The following is a 20,683-nucleotide window of genomic DNA, read 5'->3' on the forward strand; positions in this document are numbered from 1 at the left end:
GCAGCGAAATCAAGGAGGAGGGCGAAGCCCGGGGGACATTCGCGGAGCAAGGTGCCCCGTCGGCGTGAGCGTCGCCCCGAAAAAAGTCAGAGCCGGAACGTCTGCAGATGCTCGATGCGCTCCGCGAGACCTTCCTGCCCCAGGTAATGCCCATGCGTCCCATCGCGCATCTGCGCCAGCGTGGTTTCCAGCTCGACCAGCATCGCGTCGCGATCGGCCACGAAGGCCGGCGGCACGTCGATGCCGATCTGCGTGCAGGCGTCGGCGATCAGATGCGCGCTGGCGGGCGCACCGCAGGCTGCGCACTTCACGATGGCCGCCACGGTCGGCTCGGCGCCGTTGTCCAGCAGGGCGCTCGTGAGTTCGGGCGAGATCTGACCGTCGATGTTGCGCAGCACGTCGGATGCTACCGGCGCGCCTGCGCGCACCAGCGCTGCCGCGGCGGCGAAGGCGCTGTGTCCCACTGCCACGTCGGTGGCGAGTGCACTGCCTTCATGCGGCCCTTCGAAGTTCAGGCCTGCGGCGGCAAGTTCGGCGACCAGCGCAGCGTCGTCGGTGGCAATCGCGTGGCGCAGTGCCGCGCGTGCGAGCGCCGGGTGATGGCGCAGTGTGCCGTCGGCGAGCGGCGTGCGCCAGTCGACGATGGCGCGGCAATAGAAGGTGACCAGCTTGTCCATCAGGTCGAGATCCAACCCGTAGCCTTCGTGGCGATCGTCGAGGTAGGCGAGCAGCGCCTGCCCCGAGAAGTAGTCGCCCGTCGGCGCCAGCGGGTCTTCGTCGAGGTGCAGGGCCGCGAAGGCGCCGTACAGGTCGGCCGCGACAGGGCTCAGGCCGTCTTCGTGCAGCGCGTGGGTCCAGGCCGGTGGCAGGCCCTGCTTCCACGCGATGACCTGGCCGTGCGTGGCGCCAGGCTCGACCACCGCATAGACGCGGTCGCAGTACTCGAAGCCGCCGAAGGGCAGGTGCGTGAGCTTGCCGCTCCAGGGCGTGCCGCTGTCTTCGGCCCCTTCCTCGGCGAGTTCCTGCTCATGTTCGATCCAGCCCTGCAGGTCGCGGTAGCCGTCGCTGCCGTCCCAGAACAGCTCCGACCAGCTGACGCTCTCGACGTTGCCGTTCATCGGCAACGCGAGGTCGTAGTCGAGGCGCCCGCCTGCCGTGTGCTGCCACAGCGCGACCAGCGCTTCGGGCAACGGGCCGGCGCACAGCGCCTGCACCGCGTCGATCTGCTGCTGCGGCATCGGCGGCTGCGCGTCGAAGATCACGCGATCGGCGAACAGCACGACGCCGTGTTCGCGCAGGGTGGAGAGCTCTTCGGCAGAGAACGAGGTGTTGTTGTTCATGGCAGCGGCCTCCGTGTTCTCCAAAATGTAGCGCTTTGCGCCGAGGGAGCAACCCTCGTTCGCCCGGGGCTGCTGCAAGCCCCTGCATGACGCACTACAGATCGGTACGCAACTTCCAGATCTCGGGGAACAACACCACGTCGAGCATCTTGCGCAGGTAGCTCACGCCGCCCGTGCCGCCGGTGCCGCGCTTGAAGCCGATCACGCGTTCGACCGTGGTCACATGGCGGAAGCGCCAGAGGCGGAAGGCGTCTTCGAGGTCGGTGAGTTTTTCGCCGAGCTGGTACAGGTCCCAGTGGTCGTGCGGGTTGCGATAGACCGTGAGCCAGGCGGCTTCGACGCCGTCGCTCGATTCGTAGGGCTGGGTCCAGTCGCGCTCCAGGCGGTCGGCGGGCACGGGCAGGCCGTGGCGTGCGAGCAGGCGCAGCGATTCGTCGTAGAGCGAGGGTGCGCGGTAGGCTGCATCCACCTGCGCGAGCAGGTCGGCGCGGTGGGCGTGGGGCTTGAGCATGGCGGCGTTCTTGTTGCCGAGCAGGAACTCGATGCAGCGGTACTGCGCGCTCTGGAAGCCGCTGGAGTTGGCGAGGTAGGGGCGCATCGCCGTGTATTCGGGCGGCGTCATGGTCGAGAGCACGGTCCATGCGCTCACCAGCTGTTCCATGATGCGGCTCACGCGCGCGAGCATCTTGAAGGCGTCAGGCAGGCGCTCTTGCGCGATGCACTGCACGGCGGCGTGCAGTTCGTGCAGCATGAGCTTCATCCAGAGTTCGCTGGTCTGGTGCTGCACGATGAACAGCATCTCGTCGTGCGCGGGCGACAGCGGATGCTGCGCGTTCAGGATCTCGTCGAGGTGCAGGTAGTCGCCGTAGCTCATGGACTTGCTGAAGTCCAGCTGCGCCTTCTCTTCGTGGACGATCGACTCGGGGGTCTTGTTGTTGTCGTTGTCGGTGCTCATGTCACTGCGTTCTTGCGGTTGAATTCGGCGCGTCGCCACTCGCCGGTTTCGAACACCTGCACGAGGTGTTCGACGGAGTGCCACACATCCTCGAAGCCGACATACAGCGGCGTGAAGCCGAAGCGCAGGATGTCGGGCATCTGCGAATCGCCGGCGCGGTAGTCGCCGATCACGCCGCGCGCGATCAACGCCTGCACGATGGCGTAGGCGCCTTCCTCGCGGCTGAGGCACACCTGCGAGCCGCGCAGTGCGTGGTCGCGCGGCGTGACGAGCGACAGGCCCTGGCCGGCGCAGCGTTCTTCGACCAGGCGGATGAACAGGTCGGTGAGCGCGAGCGACTTGGTGCGCAGCGCGGCCATCGCACCGCCGGTGCCGTTGAAGGCTTCGGCGGCCAGCACGGTGTCGAGTCCGCATTCGAGCCCGGCCAAGGCGATGACCGGTTGCGTGCCGCACAGGTAGCGGCCGACGCCCGGCGCGGGGCGGTAGTGCGGCGTGAACTCGAAGGGCGCCGCGTGGCCCCACCAGCCCGACAGCGGTTGCTCGAACTGGCCTGCGTGCTTGGTGTTCACCCAGGCGAAGGCTGGCGCGCCGGGGCCGCCGTTGAGGTACTTGTAGCCGCAGCCGATGGCGTAGTCGGCGTTGCTGTCGTTGAGCGCCACGGGCACGGCGCCCGCGCTGTGCGCCAGGTCCCACACGGTGAGCGCGCCCGCGGCGTGCGCGGCGGCGGTGACGGCCTTCATGTCGTGCATGGCGCCGGTGCGGTAGTTGACGTGCGTGAGCATGAGCACGGCGACCTCATCGGTCAGCGCAGCAGGCAGCTCGGCTGCATCGATGAGCTTCAGCGTGAAGCCGCGCTCACGGCACAGTGATTCGGCGATGTACAGGTCAGTGGGGAAGTTGCTGCGCTCGCTGACCACCAGCTTGCGGCCGCTGGTCTTCTGCTGCGAGAGCGCGGCGAACAGCACCTTGTAGAGATTGACGGAGGTGCTGTCGGTGCACACCACTTCGCCCGGCGCGGCGCCGATCAGGCGGGCCACCTTGTCGCCCAGGCGCTGCGGCAGGTCGAACCAGCTCGCGGTGTTCCACGAGCGGATCAGGCCTTCGCCCCATTCCTTGGCCACCACTTCGGCGATGCGCGCGGGCGCGGCCTTGGGCAGCACGCCGAGCGAGTTGCCGTCGAGGTAGAGCACGCCTTCGGGCAGAGTGAATTGGTCGCGCAGGGCGCGCAGCGGGTCTTGCGCGTCGAGGGCGCGGCAGTCGGCGAGGGTCGTCGTCATGGAAGGGAGGGTTTCAGCGGGGAAGTTCGCGCAGCACGGCGCGCACGGGGGAGGCATCGGCGCTCGTCAGCTTGAGCGGCAGCGCGATGAGTTCGTAGTCGCCCTCGGGCACGTCGTCGAGCACGAGGTTCTCGAGCACGCGCAGGTCGAGGTGGCGGATGCGCTGGTGGCTGTCGAGGGTCTTGCTGTCGGCCGGGTCGATGCTGGCGGTGTCGATGCCGATGAGCTTCACGCCCATGGCCGCCAGGCGCTCGACGGTGGCGGGCGCGTAGGCCGCGAGCTGCGGGTCCCAGCGGTCGACGGGCATGGCTGGGTAGGTGCGCACGAGCACGCGCGGGGGCAGCGTGTCGTTCACGGCATGCGCGATGTGCTCCCAGGTGACCAGCGGGCCGCGGCCGATCGCGTGGATCACGCGGCAGGGGCCGAGGAAGGGCGTGAGGTCGACCTGGCCGATGGTCTGGCCCTCGGGGGCGTAGTGCAGCGGCGCGTCGGCATGGGTGCCCACGTGCGGCGACAGCGTGATGGCGCTCACGTTGACCGGGCAGCCGGGGCCGATGGTGGCGCACCACTGCTGCGAATACGGCGTGTCGCCCGGGAACACCGGGCTGCCGGCGTGCACGGGGGCGGAGATGTCCCAGAGTCGGAGCGGGGCGGTCATGGCGGGCGGCAGGGCGAAGGAAGAAAAAGGGCAGTGTGGGCCGGTTGGAGTCGGTCCACAAGGGGCCGGCGGGTGCCGAATGCTATGCGCAGTGACTGCCTTGAGTCGAGAAGTTATCCATCAATCATAGAAAGATTGAATAATCTATTCAATCGACAGGAAATGGAGAACAAATCATGCAAGCCGACCTCGACCGAACCGACCTCCAGCTGCTGCGCGCGCTGCAGGACAACGCCCGCCTGACCTCGGGCGAGCTGGCGCAGATGGCGCACCTGTCGCAGTCGCCGTGCTGGCGGCGGGTGAAGAAGCTGGAGGACGACGGCGTGATCGGCGGCTACCACGCGGGCCTGAACCGGCGCGCGCTGGGTTTCGGCGTGCTGGCCTTCGTGATGGTCGGCATCGACCACCAGACCGAGATCTCGTCGCGCGCCTTCGAGGACGCGGTGTGCGCCATTCCCGAGGTGGTGATGTTCCACGGCATCTCGGGGCCGGCGGATTTCATCCTCGTGGTGGTCGCGAAGGACCTCGACGCCTATTCCGACCTGCTGCAGCGCAAGCTGCACCGCCTGCCGGGCGTGCGCCATGTGCAGACGCATTTCTCTCTACAGGAGTTCAAGGGGCAGTTGGGGGGACTGCCAGTGCCCGTGGCCTGAGCGGTCAGTGCAGCTCGTCGGACAGCATCGGCAGCCCATGCCGCAGGCGCGCGCGCTGGCAGGCGTCGCTGCCGGCCTGCAGCTCGTGGCAGGGGTTGGGGCGCCATTCGTAGATGCCGCAGGCCACCGACTGGCCGATCTTGCCGGTGAGCGCGGCGCAGCGCGCCGGCGTGTGGTCGGTGCCGCGCATGCGGCAAAGCGCGTCGTTCACGTCGACCGCCAGGCCCGAGGGCACGCGGCCGCCGTGGTCGTCGAGCTCGTGCACGCTGAAGTCGACGCGGTAGCTGGCGCAGCAGGCGCCGCAGGTCTGGCAGGGAGACATGGGATCAGGAAGCGAGTAGCGCGGCGTCACGCACGCGCTGCAGCATGCGGCGGCGGATCAGCCCGCTCGCGGGACGGATCAGCAGCCAGTAGGCGGTGAAGCGGCGCTGCGCGGCGGCATCGCCGCACCAGACCCGGGTGCGCGTGGTGAGGCGTGTGCCCGTGCCTTCGGGCTCGGCCGTGAAGTGAAGCACCAGCTTGGCCAGGCCCGTGGCGTCGAGCGCGGCGAAGGCCGGGCCGTCGGCCAGCGGGACCAGGCCGTAGTCGAAGCGCCAGAAGCGGCCGGCCAGGCCGAAGGCCAGTTCGCGTTCGCCGTCGCGCCCCAGCGGCGTGAAGTCGGCAAAACCGAAGGCCTCGCGCTGGCGCAGCGTGGGGGCGGCCAGCCCGAGCCGGCTGGCCAGCCGGTTCGGCAGTTCGCGCAGCGCGATCAGGCTGCGCGCCACGGGGTCGTCGGTGATCTCGGGGCGGGCCGCCACGTCGAGCACGCGCGCGGGCGGCGCGAGCACGTGGAGGCTGTGCGTCTCCGCGAACTGGTAGCGCGGCAGGTAGCGGTTCATCAACTCCATGCGGCGCCCGGGTGGTTCATTGGATCGATGTCAGAGCCTGCCGAGCAGCAGGAACTCCATCAGCGCCTTCTGCGCGTGCAGGCGGTTCTCGGCCTCGTCCCACACGACCGACTGCGGGCCGTCGATGACCTCGGCCTGCACTTCCTCGCCGCGGTGCGCGGGCAGGCAGTGCATGAAGAGGGCGTCGGACTGGGCGATGCGCATCATGTCCTCGTCGACGCACCAGTCGGCGAAGGCCTTGCGGCGCGCTTCGTTCTCGGCCTCGTAGCCCATGCTGGTCCACACGTCGGTGGTGACCAGGTCGGCGCCGCGGCAGGCTTCCATCGGGTCCTTGAAGACCTTGTAGCTGTCGCCCGAGCGGATGCCGGCGATCGACTGGTCGACCTCGTAGCCGCTGGGCGTGCTCACGTGCACGGTGAAGCCCAGGATCTCGGCGGCCTGCAGCCAGGTGTTGGCCATGTTGTTGCCGTCGCCGACCCACGCCACCGTCTTGCCCTGGATCGAGCCGCGGTGCTCGATGTAGGTGAAGATGTCCGCCAGGATCTGGCAGGGGTGGAACTCGTTGGTCAGGCCGTTGATGACGGGCACGCGCGAGTGCGCGGCGAAGGCGTCGATCTTGGTCTGCTCGTAGGTGCGGATCATCACCAGGTCGACCATGCGGCTGATGACCTTGGCGCTGTCCTCGATGGGCTCGGCGCGGCCCAGCTGGCTGTCGCCCGTGGTCAGGTGCACCACGCTGCCGCCGAGCTGGTACATGCCGGCCTCGAAGCTCACGCGGGTGCGCGTGCTGGCCTTCTCGAAGATCATGGCCAGCGTGCGGTCGACCAGCGGCTGGTGCTTTTCGTACGTCTTGAACTTCTTCTTGATGATCGCCATGCGATCGAAGAGGTAGACGTACTCGTCGGCCGTGAGGTCCGAGAACTGCAGGTAGTGGCGCAGGGCGTTCGGTGCGGCGGCGGTCGTCATTGCGCAACGGGCTCCGAGAGGAAGGTTTTGACGATCGGCGCGAGGATCGCGACGATCTCGTCGGCTTCGGCAATGCTCAGGATGAGCGGCGGCACGAGGCGGATCACCTTGTCGGCCGTCACGCTCAGCAGCAGGCCGGCGTCGCAGGCGCGGTTCAGGATCGCGCCGCAGGGGCGGTCGAGCTCGATGCCCAGCATCAGGCCCTGGCCGCGGATTTCCTTCACGCCCGGCAGGCTGCCGATCTCGCGCTCCAGCGCGGCCTTCAGGTGGGCGCCGACGGTGGCGGCGTTCTCGAGCAGCTTGTGCTCTTCCATGATGCGGATGGTTTCCACACCGGCGCGCATGGCCAGCGGGTTGCCGCCGAAGGTGGTGCCGTGGTTGCCGGGGCCGAAGATGTTGGCGGCCTTGGGGCCGGCCACGACGGCGCCGATCGGCACGCCCGAGCCCAGGCCCTTGGCCAGCGGCATCACGTCGGGCTTGATGCCCGCCCACTGGTGGGCGAACCACTTGCCGGTGCGGCCCATGCCGCACTGCACTTCGTCGATCATCATGAGCCAGTCGCGCTCGTCGCACAGCTGGCGCACCTGCTGGAGGTAGTCGACGCGCATCGGGTTGATGCCGCCTTCGCCCTGGATGGTTTCGAAGAACACGGCGACCACGTTCGGGTTGCCTTCGGTGGCCTTCTTCAGCGCCTCGATGTCGTTCAGCGGCACGCGAATGAAGCCTTCGACCAGCGGGCCGAAGCCGGCCTGCACCTTGGGGTTGCCGGTGGCCGACAGCGTGGCGATGCTGCGGCCGTGGAAGGCGGCTTCGTAGACGACGATCTCGGGGCGCTCGATGCCCTTGTCGTGGCCGAACTTGCGGGCCAGCTTCAGGGCGGCTTCGTTGGCTTCCAGGCCGGTGCAGCAGAAGAAAGCGTTGGTCAGGCCCGACAGCTCGGTGAGCTTGGTGGCGAGCTGTTCCTGGCCGGTCACGTGGTAGTAGTTGGAGCTGTGGATCAGCTTGGTCAGCTGGTCCTGCAGGGCGGGCACCAGTTCGGGGTGGTTGTGGCCCAGCGTGTTGACGGCGATGCCGCCCAGGCCGTCGAGGTAGGCCTTGCCCGTGGTGTCCCAGACTCGGCAGCCCTGGCCGTGCGACAGCGCGATCGGCAGGCGACCGTAGGTGTTCATGACGTGGGGCGAGGTGGGTTGCTGGGCGGTGGCGCTCATTCGGTTCTCCAGATAGGGAACGCGAATTCTAGGCGTGCGGTTTGACGGCTTCGTTGAGGATTCCGCATCACAGCAATGCCCCCCATTCAGGATGCAAAAAGGGCCCCGGATACAATCGCTTGCTGCACCGCAGCACCTGTTCCGGTCGCCTCACTTCACGATGATTTCCCCCAACGCCAAAGAAATCTTCATCCAGGGCATCACCCACGATGGCCGCACTTTTCGCCCCAGCGACTGGGCCGAACGCCTCGCCGGCGTCATGTGCTCCTTCCGCCCCGGCGGCGCCTACCCGGGCAGCCACCTGAGCTATTCGCCCTGGTGCATTCCCACGACCATCAACGGCGTGAAATGCGTGGTGGTGAACCGCGCCCTGCGCGACGCCGAGCCCATGGCCTGGGACTTCTGCGTGAACTTCGCCAAAGACAACAACCTGCAGGTGGCCGAGGCCTGCCTGGTGCCCGACCCGGCGGACACGCCGCCCCCTCCCAAAAAGGCCTGACTTCCAGGCCTTTTTCTTTTCTGCGCGGGCCGCTCTGGCCTGGGCACTTTTCGAGCGCCCATGAAAAAACCGCCCGAAGGCGGTTTTTCACTTTTGCTTGCTGCAGCGCACCCCGATCAAACGGCGGACCGGAGAATTCCGGTCCGGGCTTGCCTGACAGGTGTCAGGCGGCGGCCTTTTCAGGCGCCAGGGCAAGGGCCTTGACCTTGGCCGACAGGCGGCTCTTGTCGCGGGCGGCCTTGTTCTTGTGGAAGATGCCCTTGTCGGCGACGGTGTCGACGATGCTCTGGGCCTTCGCGAACAGTTCGCTTGCCTTGGTCTTGTCGCCAGCCAGAACAGCCTTTTCGACGTTCTTGACAGCGGTACGGTATTTGGAGCGCAGCGAGGTGTTCGCAGCGTTGAGCTTGACGTCCTGGCGGACGCGCTTGCGGCCCGACGCGAGGCGCGGGTTCTTCTTCTTGGGCTTGGCGGATGCCATATTTAGTGTTCCTTAGGTGTCTGAGGATGATGCAGCAAAGCCCTCCATTATAGGCTGGGTTCCGGTTTTTGCCGAATTGCCTGCTTTTGCCACCTTTCGCAGCCCTACACTCGCCCCCGTGTCCCTGTTCAAATCCGCCTCCACCGTCTCCCTGCTGACCCTCGCTTCGCGGATCACGGGCCTCGTGCGCGACGTGCTGTTTGCCTCGGTGTTCGGCGTCAGCGCGCTCACCGACGCCTTCAACGTCGCCTTTCGCATCCCCAACCTGTTTCGCCGCGTGTTCGGCGAGGGCGCCTTCAGCCAGGCCTTCGTGCCGGTGCTGGCCGCGCGCAAGACCGAGGCGGGGCAGGAGGGTGCCCGGGAGCTGGTCGACCACGTCGCCACGCTGCTGACCTGGGCCCTGGTGGTGCTGTGCGTGGCCGGCGTGGCCGGCGCGCCGCTGCTGGTCTGGGCCATGGCCAGCGGCCTGCAGGGCTTCGACGCCGCCGTGGTCATGACGCGCTGGATGTTCCCCTACATCGGCTTCATGTCGCTGGTGGCGCTGGCGGGCGGCATTCTCAACACCTGGCGCAAGTTCGCGGTGCCGGCGGCGTCGCCGGTGCTGCTCAACATTGCGCTGATCCTTTCGATCTCCATCGGCGCGCCGCTGTTCCGTCGCTACGGCATCGAGCCGATCTACGCCCAGTGCGTGGGCGTGATGGTCGGCGGCGTGCTGCAGCTGGCCCTGCAGATCCCGGCGCTGCGCGCGCTGGGGCTCCTGCCGCGCATCGGCGCCAGCTTCAAGGCGCTGCGCGCCGCGTGGACCGATCCGACCACCCGCAAGGTCATGAAGCTCATGCTGCCGGCGCTGCTGGGCGTGAGCGTGGCGCAGATCTCGCTGCTCATCAACACGCAGATCGCTTCGCACCTGGCCACCGGCAGCGTGACCTGGGTCACCAACGCCGACCGGCTGATGGAATTCCCCACCGCCATGCTCGGCGTGGCGCTGGGCGTGGTGCTGATGCCGCAGCTCGCGGGCGCCCGCGCCGCCAAGGACGACACGCGCTATTCCTCGCTGCTTGACTGGGGCCTGCGCCTCGTGGTGCTGCTGGCGGCGCCGTGCGCGGTGGCGCTGCTGCTGTTCGCCAAACCGCTCGTGGCCGTGCTGTTCCACAACGGCGCCTACACCGGCGAGGACGTCGGCCGCACCACCGTGGCGCTCATGGGCTACGGCGTGGGGCTGGTCGGCCTCGTGGCCGTCAAGGTGCTCGCGCCCGGCTACTACGCCAAACACGACACGCGCACGCCCATGCTGATCGCCGTCACCGTGCTGGTGCTCACGCAGGTGCTCAACTTCTTCCTCGTGCCGCTGCTGCAGCACGCGGCGCTCACACTGACCATCGGCATCGGCGCGCTGGTCAACGCGCTGTGGCTGCTGATCGGCCTGATCCGGCGTGGCAGCTACACCCCCGAGCCCGGCTGGGGCAAGTTCGCGCTGCAGGTGCTGCTGGGCACCGTGGTGCTGGCGGCCCTGCTGGCCTGGGGCGCGCACTATTTCGACTGGGTTGGCCTGCGCGCGCAGCGCCTGCACCGCATCGGCCTTCTGGCCGCGCTCATCGCCGGCGCCGCGCTGCTCTATTTCGCCGTGCTCACCGCCGCAGGCGTGCGCCTGCGCAGTTTCATGCGCCGCTGAAGCGCCGTTGGCGAGCCGGAAAACACTGCCTTGACGCTCCCCGCGGGCTCCTCTACAAAGCCATATGACGTTCAGCTACCAGGTTCCCACGGCACTGGAATATTTCGAGTCGCTGGTCGGCAGCGATGACCACTTTCCGCTGCTCGAAGCGGCCGCCAGCATCGCGCAGGACGAATACCCCGAACTCGACGTGCAGCAGGTGCTGGGCGACGTCGACCAACTGCTCGCGCGCCTCAAGCGCCGCCTGCCGGCCGACGCCGCGCCGCTGGCCCGGCTGCGCGCGCTGAACCAGTTCTTCTTCAGCGACCTGAATTTCGGCGGCAACGTCAACGACTACTACGACCCCGACAACAGCTACCTGAACGCCGTGCTGCGCACCCGCCGCGGCATTCCGATCTCGCTGGCCGTGCTGTGGATGGAGCTGGCGCAGGGCCTGGGCCTGCAGACGCGCGGCATCAGCTTCCCGGGGCATTTCATGGTCAAGGTCACGCTGCCCAAGGGGCAGGTCGTGATCGACCCGTTCACCGGCAAGTCGCTCTCGCGCGAAGAGCTGGGCGAGCGGCTCGAACCCTACAAGCGTGGCAACGGGCTGGTCGGCGAGTTCGACGTGCCGCTGGGCCTGTACTTGCAGCCCGCGAGCCCGCGCGAGATCATCGCGCGCATGCTGCGCAACCTGAAGGAAGTGCACCACGCGCAGGAAGACTGGCCGCGCTACATCGCGGTGCAGAACCGCCTCATTGCGCTCTTGCCCACCGCCTGGGGCGAGCACCGCGACCGCGGCGTGGCGCATGCCGAGCAGGGCCACGCGGCGCTGGCCGTGTGCGACCTCGAAACCTACCTCGCCAACGCCGAAGACGCGCTCGACATCGACGCGATCGCCGAGCGCGTGGCGCTGCTGCGGCGCCTGGCCAACTAACCAGCCCTACAGCCACAACGCCCATGACCGACACCCGCACCGGCGTGAGCGCGGCGCCCGACCTGGGCACGCTGCACGAATTCCACGGCGTGCAGCCGGTGCTGCCGGTGTCCGACGTCTCGCGCGCCGCGCGCTGGTTTTCCGAGGTGCTGGGTTTCGAGATCGACTTCATCGCCGGCGAGCCGCCCAGCTACGCCCGCGTGATGAAGGGCGACCGCAGCTATGGCGACCCCGTGTACCTGCGCCTGTGGCAATGCGGCAGCCGCGAGGCCCGGCCCTGGCGCGGCGAAATCGTGATCCACGTCGGCAAGGACATCGACGGCCTGCATGCCGCCTACGTGAAGCGCGGCGTGACCATCATCGAGCCGCCCACGTCCCAGCCCTGGGGCCTGCGCGAATTCGCGATCCGCGAACCCGACGGCCACGTGCTGCGGTTCTGCGGCTATCTCTGAAACACAAAATTACAAGCGGATCGATGCGGCCGTGTCGATCCGTGGCCCGCTCGCGCGACGTGTGAACAGGAGCACGCAGATTCCGGCGTCTCCCGATCCCACCCACTTTCAGGAGAAACGACATGCGATTCATGGTTCTGGTCAAGGCGAGCAAGGATTCCGAAGCCGGCGTGATGCCGAGCACCGAGCTCCTCACCGAGATGGGCCGGTTCAACGAAGAACTGGTCAAGGCCGGCGTGCTGCTGGCGGGCGAAGGGCTGCACCCGTCGTCCAAGGGCGCGCGCGTGCGCTGCGAAGGCAAGAAGCGCACCGTCATCGACGGCCCCTTCACCGAGACGAAGGAGCTGCTCGCGGGCTTCTGGCTGCTGCAGGTCAAGTCGAAGGAAGAAGCCATCGAGTGGATCAAGCGCAGCCCCTTCCAGGAAGGCGAGATCGAGATCCGCCAGGTCTTCGAGGCCACCGATTTCGGCGAGGCCATGACGCCCGAGCTGCTGGCCCAGGAAGACCGCCTGCGCGCCGAGTCGGCTGCCAAGGCCGGCCGCTGAGCTTCATCCATTCCTCGAAGGAGAAACGATCATGCGATTCATGCTGCTGATGATTCCCCACGGCTACGAAAGCGCGGCGCCCGGCACCGTGCCCGACGACGTCGAACGCGTGGGCTCGATGATGGCCTTCAACGAATCCTTGCAGAAGGCCGGCGTGCTGATCGGCTGCGAAGGCCTGCACCCGCCGTCGATGGGCGCGCGCGTGAGCTTTCCGGGCGGCAAGCCGAAGGTGGTCGACGGCCCCTTCGCCGAGGCCAAGGAAGTGCTGGGCGGCTACTGGCTGATCGATGTCGCCTCGCGCGCCGAGGCCATCGAATGGGCGAGCCGCTGCCCGGGCAGCGAGAACGAGGTCATCGAGATCCGCCAGGTGCAGGAACTCGAGGATTTCTCGCCCGAGGTGCAGGACGTGGCGAGCGAGTTCACGTCGATGCAGCAGACGCTCAAGAAGTGAAAGTGAGCGGGGCCTAGTCGTCCCGCACCAGCCGGATGCCCACCAGCGTGTAGCGCGTGTCCGGCGCATTCCAGTTGCGGTACGACGAGCGGGTATAGAAAGCCCAGGTGTGCCAGGAGCCGCCGCGGCGCACGCGCACGGTGCCCGTGGCGGGGCCCTGGGGGTCGTCGACCGGCGAGCGCGCGTAGTATTCGTCGCCATGCCAGTCGGCCACCCACTCCCACGCATTGCCGTGCATGTCGTAGAGGCCCCAGGCGTTCGGCGCGAAGCTGCCGACCGGGGCGGTGAAGGCAAAACCGTCGTCACCCGCGAGCGCCATCGCGCGCCAGCGCGGCCAATGCGCGGCGCTGCGCGTGTCGAATACATTCGCCCCGCGCAGCAGCGTGGCCGGATCGTCCCCCGTGCTGTAGCGCGTGCGCGTGCCGGCGCGGCAGGCGTACTCCCACTCGGCCTCGGTCGGCAGGCGGTAGCGCCGGCCCTCCGTCTTGCTCAGCCAGGCGGCCAGCGCCTGCGCGTCGTTCCAGCTCACGTTGACGACCGGGTGGTCGTCGCCCTGTGCGAAGCCCGGGTTGCGCCACGAGTAGCGCGGGTCGCGGCCTTCGAAGGCGTCGCCGCGCCGCGTGGTGGCGGGGTCGTAGTCGGCACGCCAGCCGTAGCCGCCGGTGCCGTCGGCCACCGATTCGGGCACGTGGCCCGAGGCCTCGAGAAAACGCCGGAACTGGCCCACCGTCACCTCGTGCTGTCCCATCCAGAACGCCCGCGTGATGCGCACCTTGTGCACCGGCCCTTCGTCGGCCAGCTGGGTGAAGCGTTCCTTGGGCAGTTGGGGGTAGTCGCGTGCCAGCGCCTCGGGCGCTTCGTCGCTGCCCATGAGGAATTCGCCGGCCGGCAATCGCACGAAGGCCATGCCCAGGCTGTTGCGCTCCACGGCGAGGTCGTCCGCCCGCACGCCGCCGCAGGCGAGGCCGAACGCGAAACCCAGGCTCCACAAGACGAGGCGTGGTGTCATGGCCGCATGCTATCCGGCCCGCGGGGCCGCAGCGAGGCCGCATGAGCAGCGGACCAGACACCGCCGCCATCCACCGCGCCATCGAGGCGGTCTGGCGCATCGAGTCCGCGAAGATCATCGCCGCGCTCGCGCGCAAGGTGCACGACGTGGGCCTGGCCGAAGAGCTGGCGCAGGACGCGCTGGTGGCCGCGCTCGAGCAGTGGCCCGTCGACGGCGTGCCCGACAACCCCGCCGCCTGGCTCACGCAGGTGGCCAAGCACCGCGCCCTCGACCGCTTGCGCCACGTGCAGCTGGCCGAGCGCAAGGCGCCCGAGATCGGCCGCGAACTCGACGCGCTGCACGCCATGGCCCAGGCCGATTTCGCGCAAGCCGTGGATGCGGCGCTCGACGACGACATCGGCGACGACCTGCTGCGCCTGGTGTTCACCGCCTGCCATCCGGTGCTCTCGACCGAGGCGCGCGTGGCGCTCACCCTGCGGCTGATGGGCGGCCTGACGACCGACGAGATCGCGCGCGCCTTTCTGGTGCCCGAGGCCACCGTGGCGCAGCGCATCGTGCGAGCCAAGCGCACGCTGGCCGAGGCGCGCGTGCCCTTCGAGGTGCCGCGCCGCCACGAGCTCGAAGCCCGACTGGCCTCGGTGCTCGAGGTGCTCTACCTGATCTTCAACGAAGGCTACTCGGCCACCGCCGGCGACGACTGGATGCGCCCCGCGCTGTGTGACGAGGCGCTGCGCCTGGGCCGCATCGTGGCCGAGCTGGTGCCCGGCGAAGCCGAGGTGCACGGGCTGGTCGCGCTGATGGAAATCCAGGCCTCGCGCACCGCCGCGCGCGTGGGCGCCTCGGGCGAACCGGTGCTGCTGCTCGACCAGAACCGCGCGCGCTGGGACCCGCTGCTGATCCGCCGCGGCCTGGCGGCGCTGGCGCGCGCCGAAGCGCTGGGCGGCGCGCTCGGCCCCTACGCGCTGCAGGCCGCCATCGCCGCCTGCCATGCCCGCGCGCGCACCGCGGGCGAGACCGACTGGGTCCGCATCGCGGCGCTGTACGACGCGCTGGCCGCGCTGTCGCCGTCACCCATCGTCGAGCTGAACCGCGCGGTCGCGCTGTCGATGGCCTTCGGGCCGGCCGCGGGGCTGGAGGTGGTCGATGCGTTGCAGGACGAGCCCGCGCTGAAGGGCTACCACCTGCTGCCGACCGTGCGCGGCGACCTGCTCTTCAAGCTGGGCCGCCGCGACGAGGCGCGGCGGGAGTTCCAGCGCGCCGCCTCGCTCACGCGCAACACGCGCGAGCAGGCGCTGCTGCGGGCGCGCGCCGAGGCCTGCGGCGACAGGCCTTAGCGGACGGGCGCCGAGGTGCCTGCGGAGGGCGAGCCCGGCAGCCCGAACTGGTGCCACGCGCGGCGCAGCTGCGTGTCCGAGCCGAAGCCCGACAGTTCGGCCGCCCGCGTCACGCTGGCGCCCGAGGCCAGCGCCAGTTGCGCGGCGGCCAGCCGCAGCCGGCGCAGGTAGGCCAGCGGCGCCACGCCCGCGTGCTCGACGAAGAGCCGCGTCAGGTGCCGCGCCGAGGTGTGGGCGACCTCGGCCATGCGCGGCACGCTCCAGTCGGCCTGCGGTTGTTCGCTGACCGCGTCCTGCACCCGGTGCAGCGCCGCGTGCAGGTGGTTGCGGTAGGCGAGAAAGGGCGACAGCTCCGGGTCGTGCGGGCCGCGCCGCAGCGCCACCACCATCGCCTGCGCCACCTGGGCCGCCAGCGCCTCGCCGCAGGTGTCGGCGATGCGGTGCAGCATCAGGTCGATGCCCGTCGTGACGCCCGCGCTGCTATAGACCGGCGGGTCGATCACGAACACGCGGTTGCTCACCACCTCGCAGCGCGGCTCCACTGCGCGCAGCTCGTCCAGGTGATGGTGGTGCGTGGTGACGCGCCGGCCCGCGAGCGCGCCCGCGTGCGCCGCGAGCAGGGCGCCCGCGCAGACCGTGACCAGCTCGACGCCGCCGCGCGTGAAGCGCTGGCCGCGCAGCCAGTGCAGCAGGTCCTGCGCCTCGGGCGTGTCGGTCGCGATGGTGTCGCCTGGCAGGCCGACCAGCACCACCCAGCCCGGACCGTCCCACTGCGTCGGTAGCGGCGACAGCCCCGACAGCGCGACGCCGACCGAGCCCCTCATGCTGGGCCGCGGCCCCGCGAATTCGATGACGAAGCGCTCGGGCTGGCCCGCCGCGCGCAGCCGCTGGTTGGCGATGCGCAGCGCCTCGGCCGGCCCGGCCCAGTCGAGCACCAAGCTGTCGGGCAGGAGCACGAAGACTACGCGGACAGGGGCTCGTTGTGGGTCCATGCGTAGTCCATCTGGCGCCCGGTGCGCTCGGCCAGTTCGCGTCCGGCCAGGCGTTCGACCAGGTGCAGGCTCATGTCGATGCCCGCGCTGATGCCGGCCGAGCTGACGATGCGGCCGGTGTCGACCCAGCGCACGCCGTCGCGCACGTCGAGCTGCGGGAATTGCGCGCGCAGGTCGGCGAGGTCTTCCCAGTGCGTGGTGACCGCTTCGCGCGTCACGACGCCGCTTTGCGCGAGCAGGAAGACGCCGGTGCAGACCGAGGCGACGAGCTGCGCGCTGGCCGCGCAGTGCGCGATCCAGCGCAGGGTGTCAGGGCTCGCCATCGGCGCATCGACCACGCCGCCGGGGACGACCAGCACGTCGGCGGTGGTGGCGGCATCGGCCAGCGTGTGGTCGGCGAGCAGCCGCAGACCGGCGCGCGCCTGCACCGGTTCCCCGGCGCGGGTGTGGGCGACCGAGGCCACCTCGAACGGCGCGGGCGCACCCGGCTGCAGGCGCTGGTGGACGCGGGCAGCGGTGGTGAAGACCTCGAAGGGGCCGGCGAAGTCGAGTGCCTCGACGCCGTCGTAGGCCAGGATGCGCACGCGCAGCGGGGTCATTGAAATACCTCCGTGCTTCGCACTTCGGTGCGAGCTTGCTTGGGGCGGCCCGGCGCGGCGCTCATGCGGTCGCGCCTTCCGTGGCCCGCGCCAACGCCTGCGCCACGCTGCAGACCGTGGCGAAGCGCCCGTCCAGCACGGTCGCGGTGCGCGCCTTGATGTCGGCGGCCGACAGCGGCCGGCCGTCGGGCTGCACCATGTCGAAGGTGAGGGTGGCGTCGGTCACGTAGTCGACTTCCCAGCCCAGGTCCGAGGCGTGGCGCGTGGTGGTTTCGCAGCACTGCTCGGTGCGGATGCCGCTCACGATCAGGCGGCGGATGCCGTGCTGCGTGAGCCACACGTCCAGGCCGCTGTTGACCAGCGCGCTGTGGCGGTGCTTGGTGAAGGTGGCGGCCGCCTCGAAGGACGCTAGGCCCTCGATCGGGCGCACATGGCCCGATTCGATCGCGAAGGGGTTGGACGCAACCTGCGGCGGATCGACGTGGAAAACACGCACCACCGGCAGTCCGGCCGCCACGGCGCCGGCGATCAGGGCGTTCTGGGCCTCGAGGTAGGGCGCGAGCAGGGCGGCGTTCCAGTACGGGCGGTGGCGGAACGATTCCTGGGCGTCGATCACAATCAGACAGGTGGTCATGGCGGGGGCGGGCAAGGCAAAGTGGATGATGCCGCCTATTCTTGGGCGCCGCCAGCCCGTCGTCCGCGCCGAAGCGGACCGGAACCGATCAGATCAGGACATCAAGCAGCCTCTAGACGAGGCCGCCTGCGTGCAGTTCTTTTTTCAGGTACGCGTAGTACAGCGGCGCCGCCACCAGCCCGGCGGGGCCGAACACCGCCTCGGCCACGAACATCACCGACAGCAGCTCCCACACGCGCATCTGCGTGCGCGCGCCGACCACCTTGGCGTTGATCACGTACTCGGCCTTGTGGATCAGGATCAGGAAGCCCAGGCAGGCCGCGGCCGTGACCGGCGACACCGACAGCGCCACCAGCGTGATCACCGAGTTGCAGACCAGGTTGCCCACGATCGGCACCAGTCCGGCCACGAAGGTCAGGGTGATGAGGGCGGGCGTGTAGGGCAGCTCGAGGCCCCACAGCGGCATCAGGAACAGCAGGAAGATCGCGGTCAGCAGCGTGTTGAAGGCGGCGATCCAGAACTGCGCCGCGACGATCTGGCCGAAGGCCTCGCCGAAGGTGGTGATGCGCTGGAACATCTGCTGCGCGAGCGGCCGGCGCTGGGCCGGCGCCGGCGCCACCGCGGCCAGCGCACCGATGATCAACCCCACGTAGGCAAACAGCAGCCCGCCCAGCCAGGCGCGTCCGGCCATGGCGAGCGAGCCGGCCTGCGTGCGCAGGTAGTTGGCGACGATGCGCTGCACCTCGGCCGCGCCCTCGGGCAGGTAGACGGCGATGTCGGCCGGCAGCTTGGAGCGCAGTTCGAGCACCGTGCGGGCCGTGTAGTCGAGCAGTTCGCGGTACTGGTCGGGCGCATCGAGCACGTATTCACGCGCCTGCGAGAACCCCAGCGTGACCAGGCCGATCGGGCCCAGCAGCACCAGCGTGACCGCCACCACCCGGGCCAAGCCGTCGGCGCCGGAACGCAGGGGCTTCAGGCGCGACAGCCAGCCGCCCAGCAGCCGGGCGAACCAGCGCGCGACGAGGAAGCCGATGCACACGCACAGCAGCCCCGGCAGCAGGTGCTGCCACATCACGAGCATCAGCCCCGCGAGCATCAGCAGGTAGCTGGCCAGTGTCACGTGGCGGGAGGTTGCGGCCTGGGGCGGGGCGGCGAAGGTGGCGTCGGGCAGCGGCTTGGCCATCCGGGGAGCGGGGCGTGCGGTGAAAAAAGGAAAAAAGAAAGGGCGCGCGATCAGGCGACGACCACGGCCGCGCCGTCGCCGCGCTCGGCGATCACGCCGATCTCGTGCACCGATTCGCCGGCGGCGCGCAGCGTGGCGGCGCAGGCGGCGGCTTCGGCCGCGTCGATCACCACGACCATGCCGATGCCGTTGTTGAAGGTGCGGTTCATCTCGATGTCGTCGATGCCGGCCACCTTCTGCAGCCAGGCGAACAGCTCGGTCTGCGGCCAGCTGCCCTTCTTCAGGTGGGCGGCGGTGCCTTCGGGCAGCACGCGCGGGATGTTCTCGAGCAGGCCGCCGCCGGTGATGTGGGCCAGCGCCTTGATCGGGTGCTTGCCCAGCGCTTCGAGCACGGGCTTCACGTACAGGTGGGTGGGCTCCATCACGGCTTCGCGGAAGGGCTTGCCGTCGAGGGTGGCGGGCAGGTCGGCGCCGGCGCGTTCGATCACCTTGCGCACGAGGCTGAAACCGTTGGAATGCACGCCGGCCGAGGCCAGGCCCAGCACCACGTCGCCGGGCTTGACGTTCTGGCCCGTGAGGATCTTCGACTTTTCGACCGCGCCGACCGCAAAGCCGGCCAGGTCGTACTCGCCGGCCGGGTACATGCCGGGCATTTCGGCGGTTTCGCCGCCGATGAGGGCGCAGCCGGAGATTTCGCAGCCGCGGGCGATGCCGCCGACCACGGCCGCGGCCGTGTCCACGTCGAGCTTGCCGCAGGCGAAGTAGTCCAGGAAGAACAGGGGCTCGGCGCCTTGCACGAGCACGTCGTTGACGCTCATGGCCACGAGGTCGATGCCGACCGTGTCGTGCATGTTCCATTCGAAGGCCAGCTTGAGCTTGGTGCCCACGCCGTCGGTGCCGCTCACCAGCACCGGTTCCTTGTAGCGCTTGGGCACTTCGAACAGCGCGCCGAAGCCGCCGATGCCGGCCAGCACGCCTTCGCGCATGGTTTTCTTCGCCAGGGGCTTGATGCGGTCGACCAGGGCGTCGCCTGCGTCGATATCGACACCGGCGTCCTTGTAGCTGAGCGGGGTGGGCGTGGAGGAGGTCATGGGCGGGCGGTGTCGAGAAGAAGGAGCGAAAAGGTTCGCGAAGCGGCGAGGAAGGGCGGGCAGGGGAGGCGCCGGCGACCGAGGCGGCCGGGCCGATAGAATTCCTCACGATTTTAAGGGCCCTCCGGGCCCCCTCCATGAACCTTCCCGGGATGAAACAGCTCGCGCTCGATATCGGCATTGCGACGGGCCCCAGCTTCGACGCCTTTTTTGCCGGCCCCAACGAGGCGGCGCTGCGACACCTGCAAGTGTGGGTGGGCGGCGCCGACGGCAGCCCTGCGCTGCACTCGCCGGTGCCGACCTACCTCTGGGGCGACAGCGGCAGTGGCAAGACCCACCTGCTCGAATCCGTGCGTGTCGCACTGGCCGAGCAGGGCGCCAGCGTGGGCTGGCTGCACGCCGGCCTGCTGGAGCCGCCCGAGTTCGACGAGCGCTGGGGCGCCGTCCTGCTCGACGACGTCCACCTCTACACCGCGGTGCAGCAGCACGCGGCCTTCAACTGGTTCGTCAACGCTCAGACCCTGCAGCGCGGCGTGGTCGCCGCCGGCGCCTTGCCGCCGGCCGACCTGCCGCTGCGCGAAGACCTGCGCACCCGCCTCGGCTGGGGCCATGTCTTCCATCTGCAGGTGCTGAGTGAAAGCGAACGCCGCGCGGTGCTGCGCCAGGCGGCCGACGCGCGCGGCGTGATGCTGTCCGACGACGTGCTCGACTTCATGCTGCACCGCTTCAGCCGCGACCTGGGCAGCCTGATGGAGTTGCTGTCGCAGCTGGACGGCTACGCCCTGCAGACCCAACGCGCGATCACCATTCCGCTGATCCGCTCCATGCTCGAAAACGAATAGACAGATAAGAAGAAGCGCCTGCTCCTCCTCGAAAAACAACCA

24 protein-coding genes are annotated in these 20,683 nt (G+C 69.2%); 9 read left to right on the forward strand and 15 right to left on the reverse strand.

Going from position 1 to position 20,683, the window contains the following annotated elements:
- Positions 1-86 precede the first annotated feature (86 nt).
- The 4 genes from AC1RGU_RS11130 to kynB form a co-directional block, all read right to left on the reverse strand.
- Positions 87-1,340 carry an SMI1/KNR4 family protein gene (locus tag AC1RGU_RS11130; RefSeq protein ID WP_492700027.1) on the reverse strand — a complete coding sequence of 418 codons (1,254 nt, stop codon included), beginning with the start codon at positions 1,338-1,340 and terminating at the stop codon, positions 87-89.
- A gap of 94 nt (positions 1,341-1,434) precedes the next feature.
- Positions 1,435-2,295 carry a tryptophan 2,3-dioxygenase gene (gene kynA / locus AC1RGU_RS11135; RefSeq protein WP_095746431.1) on the reverse strand — a complete coding sequence of 287 codons (861 nt, stop codon included), beginning with the start codon at positions 2,293-2,295 and terminating at the stop codon, positions 1,435-1,437.
- On the reverse strand, positions 2,292-3,572 hold the full coding sequence (gene kynU / locus AC1RGU_RS11140) for a kynureninase (RefSeq protein WP_492700025.1): 1,281 nt from the start codon (positions 3,570-3,572) through the stop codon (positions 2,292-2,294). The genes kynA and kynU overlap by 4 nt, the downstream gene beginning before the upstream one ends.
- Positions 3,573-3,585: 13 nt before the next feature.
- Entirely contained in the window at positions 3,586-4,230 is a 645-nt protein-coding gene (gene kynB, locus AC1RGU_RS11145; RefSeq protein WP_159273237.1) for an arylformamidase, read from the reverse strand.
- Between the two features lie 176 nt (positions 4,231-4,406).
- Here kynB and AC1RGU_RS11150 point away from each other — a divergent pair, with 176 nt between their 5' ends.
- The gene (locus tag AC1RGU_RS11150) at positions 4,407-4,883 is read left to right on the forward strand and encodes an Lrp/AsnC family transcriptional regulator (RefSeq protein WP_062477192.1); all 477 of its coding nucleotides are present in this window, start codon (positions 4,407-4,409) and stop codon (positions 4,881-4,883) included.
- Between the two features lie 4 nt (positions 4,884-4,887).
- Here AC1RGU_RS11150 and AC1RGU_RS11155 read toward each other — a convergent pair whose 3' ends face one another.
- The 4 genes from AC1RGU_RS11155 to AC1RGU_RS11170 are packed head-to-tail and all read right to left on the reverse strand — an operon-like array spanning position 4,888 to position 7,944.
- A complete protein-coding gene (locus AC1RGU_RS11155) occupies positions 4,888-5,205 on the reverse strand; it encodes a YkgJ family cysteine cluster protein (protein ID WP_159275675.1) in 318 nt (105 codons plus the stop codon).
- Positions 5,206-5,209: 4 nt separating this feature from the next.
- The gene (locus tag AC1RGU_RS11160) at positions 5,210-5,770 is read right to left on the reverse strand and encodes a hypothetical protein (protein WP_492700023.1); all 561 of its coding nucleotides are present in this window, start codon (positions 5,768-5,770) and stop codon (positions 5,210-5,212) included.
- Between the two features lie 30 nt (positions 5,771-5,800).
- A complete protein-coding gene (gene argF, locus AC1RGU_RS11165; protein WP_159275677.1) occupies positions 5,801-6,736 on the reverse strand; it encodes an ornithine carbamoyltransferase in 936 nt (311 codons plus the stop codon).
- Positions 6,733-7,944, reverse strand: a complete 1,212-nt coding sequence (locus AC1RGU_RS11170; RefSeq protein ID WP_492700021.1) for an aspartate aminotransferase family protein — start codon at positions 7,942-7,944, stop codon at positions 6,733-6,735. Before AC1RGU_RS11170 ends, argF begins: the two co-directional genes overlap by 4 nt.
- 160 nt (positions 7,945-8,104) lie before the next feature.
- On the opposite strand from AC1RGU_RS11170, the gene AC1RGU_RS11175 reads away from it, so the two are divergent.
- Complete coding sequence (locus AC1RGU_RS11175; protein ID WP_119558463.1) at positions 8,105-8,443, forward strand: DUF3579 domain-containing protein; 339 nt, start codon at positions 8,105-8,107, stop codon at positions 8,441-8,443.
- Positions 8,444-8,606: 163 nt separating this feature from the next.
- Here AC1RGU_RS11175 and rpsT read toward each other — a convergent pair whose 3' ends face one another.
- Positions 8,607-8,921 carry a 30S ribosomal protein S20 gene (rpsT, locus tag AC1RGU_RS11180; protein ID WP_056571937.1) on the reverse strand — a complete coding sequence of 105 codons (315 nt, stop codon included), beginning with the start codon at positions 8,919-8,921 and terminating at the stop codon, positions 8,607-8,609.
- Between the two features lie 118 nt (positions 8,922-9,039).
- On the opposite strand from rpsT, the gene murJ reads away from it, so the two are divergent.
- From murJ to AC1RGU_RS11205, 5 genes are all read left to right on the forward strand, one after another.
- Entirely contained in the window at positions 9,040-10,593 is a 1,554-nt protein-coding gene (murJ, locus tag AC1RGU_RS11185; protein WP_492700019.1) for a murein biosynthesis integral membrane protein MurJ, read from the forward strand.
- Positions 10,594-10,657: 64 nt separating this feature from the next.
- Positions 10,658-11,509 carry a SirB1 family protein gene (locus tag AC1RGU_RS11190; protein WP_492700017.1) on the forward strand — a complete coding sequence of 284 codons (852 nt, stop codon included), beginning with the start codon at positions 10,658-10,660 and terminating at the stop codon, positions 11,507-11,509.
- 23 nt (positions 11,510-11,532) lie between these two features.
- On the forward strand, positions 11,533-11,961 hold the full coding sequence (locus AC1RGU_RS11195; RefSeq protein ID WP_056571928.1) for a bleomycin resistance protein: 429 nt from the start codon (positions 11,533-11,535) through the stop codon (positions 11,959-11,961).
- Between the two features lie 122 nt (positions 11,962-12,083).
- Positions 12,084-12,506 (forward strand): YciI family protein, encoded by a 423-nt coding sequence (locus AC1RGU_RS11200; RefSeq protein WP_062477217.1) that lies wholly within the window; start codon positions 12,084-12,086, stop codon positions 12,504-12,506.
- 31 nt (positions 12,507-12,537) lie between these two features.
- Positions 12,538-12,957, forward strand: coding sequence for a YciI family protein (locus tag AC1RGU_RS11205; RefSeq protein WP_095950563.1), 420 nt, complete (start codon positions 12,538-12,540; stop codon positions 12,955-12,957).
- Positions 12,958-12,970: 13 nt separating this feature from the next.
- On the opposite strand, the gene AC1RGU_RS11210 is transcribed toward AC1RGU_RS11205, so the two are convergent.
- Positions 12,971-13,864 carry a formylglycine-generating enzyme family protein gene (locus AC1RGU_RS11210; protein ID WP_492700029.1) on the reverse strand — a complete coding sequence of 298 codons (894 nt, stop codon included), beginning with the start codon at positions 13,862-13,864 and terminating at the stop codon, positions 12,971-12,973.
- Between the two features lie 143 nt (positions 13,865-14,007).
- Here AC1RGU_RS11210 and AC1RGU_RS11215 point away from each other — a divergent pair, with 143 nt between their 5' ends.
- A complete protein-coding gene (locus AC1RGU_RS11215) occupies positions 14,008-15,300 on the forward strand; it encodes an RNA polymerase sigma factor (protein WP_492700015.1) in 1,293 nt (430 codons plus the stop codon).
- Here AC1RGU_RS11215 and AC1RGU_RS11220 read toward each other — a convergent pair.
- The 5 genes from AC1RGU_RS11220 to purM form a co-directional block, all read right to left on the reverse strand.
- The gene (locus tag AC1RGU_RS11220; protein WP_095950560.1) at positions 15,297-16,292 is read right to left on the reverse strand and encodes a GlxA family transcriptional regulator; all 996 of its coding nucleotides are present in this window, start codon (positions 16,290-16,292) and stop codon (positions 15,297-15,299) included. The two genes, AC1RGU_RS11215 and AC1RGU_RS11220, sit on opposite strands and share 4 nt — an antisense overlap.
- Complete coding sequence (locus AC1RGU_RS11225) at positions 16,262-16,891, reverse strand: DJ-1/PfpI family protein (protein WP_492700013.1); 630 nt, start codon at positions 16,889-16,891, stop codon at positions 16,262-16,264. Before AC1RGU_RS11225 ends, AC1RGU_RS11220 begins: the two co-directional genes overlap by 31 nt.
- Before the next feature lie 61 nt (positions 16,892-16,952).
- Positions 16,953-17,525, reverse strand: a complete 573-nt coding sequence (locus tag AC1RGU_RS11230) for an isochorismatase family protein (RefSeq protein ID WP_492700011.1) — start codon at positions 17,523-17,525, stop codon at positions 16,953-16,955.
- A 112-nt stretch (positions 17,526-17,637) separates the two neighbouring features.
- Entirely contained in the window at positions 17,638-18,708 is a 1,071-nt protein-coding gene (locus AC1RGU_RS11235) for an AI-2E family transporter (protein ID WP_492700009.1), read from the reverse strand.
- A 50-nt stretch (positions 18,709-18,758) separates the two neighbouring features.
- Complete coding sequence (gene purM / locus AC1RGU_RS11240) at positions 18,759-19,799, reverse strand: phosphoribosylformylglycinamidine cyclo-ligase (protein WP_062475090.1); 1,041 nt, start codon at positions 19,797-19,799, stop codon at positions 18,759-18,761.
- A 152-nt stretch (positions 19,800-19,951) separates the two neighbouring features.
- Between purM and hda the strand changes: the two genes are divergently transcribed.
- Complete coding sequence (hda, locus tag AC1RGU_RS11245; protein ID WP_056571899.1) at positions 19,952-20,641, forward strand: DnaA regulatory inactivator Hda; 690 nt, start codon at positions 19,952-19,954, stop codon at positions 20,639-20,641.
- Positions 20,642-20,683: the final 42 nt, after the last annotated feature.

This window comes from Variovorax sp. GW823-FHT02B07 (genome assembly GCF_058797695.1).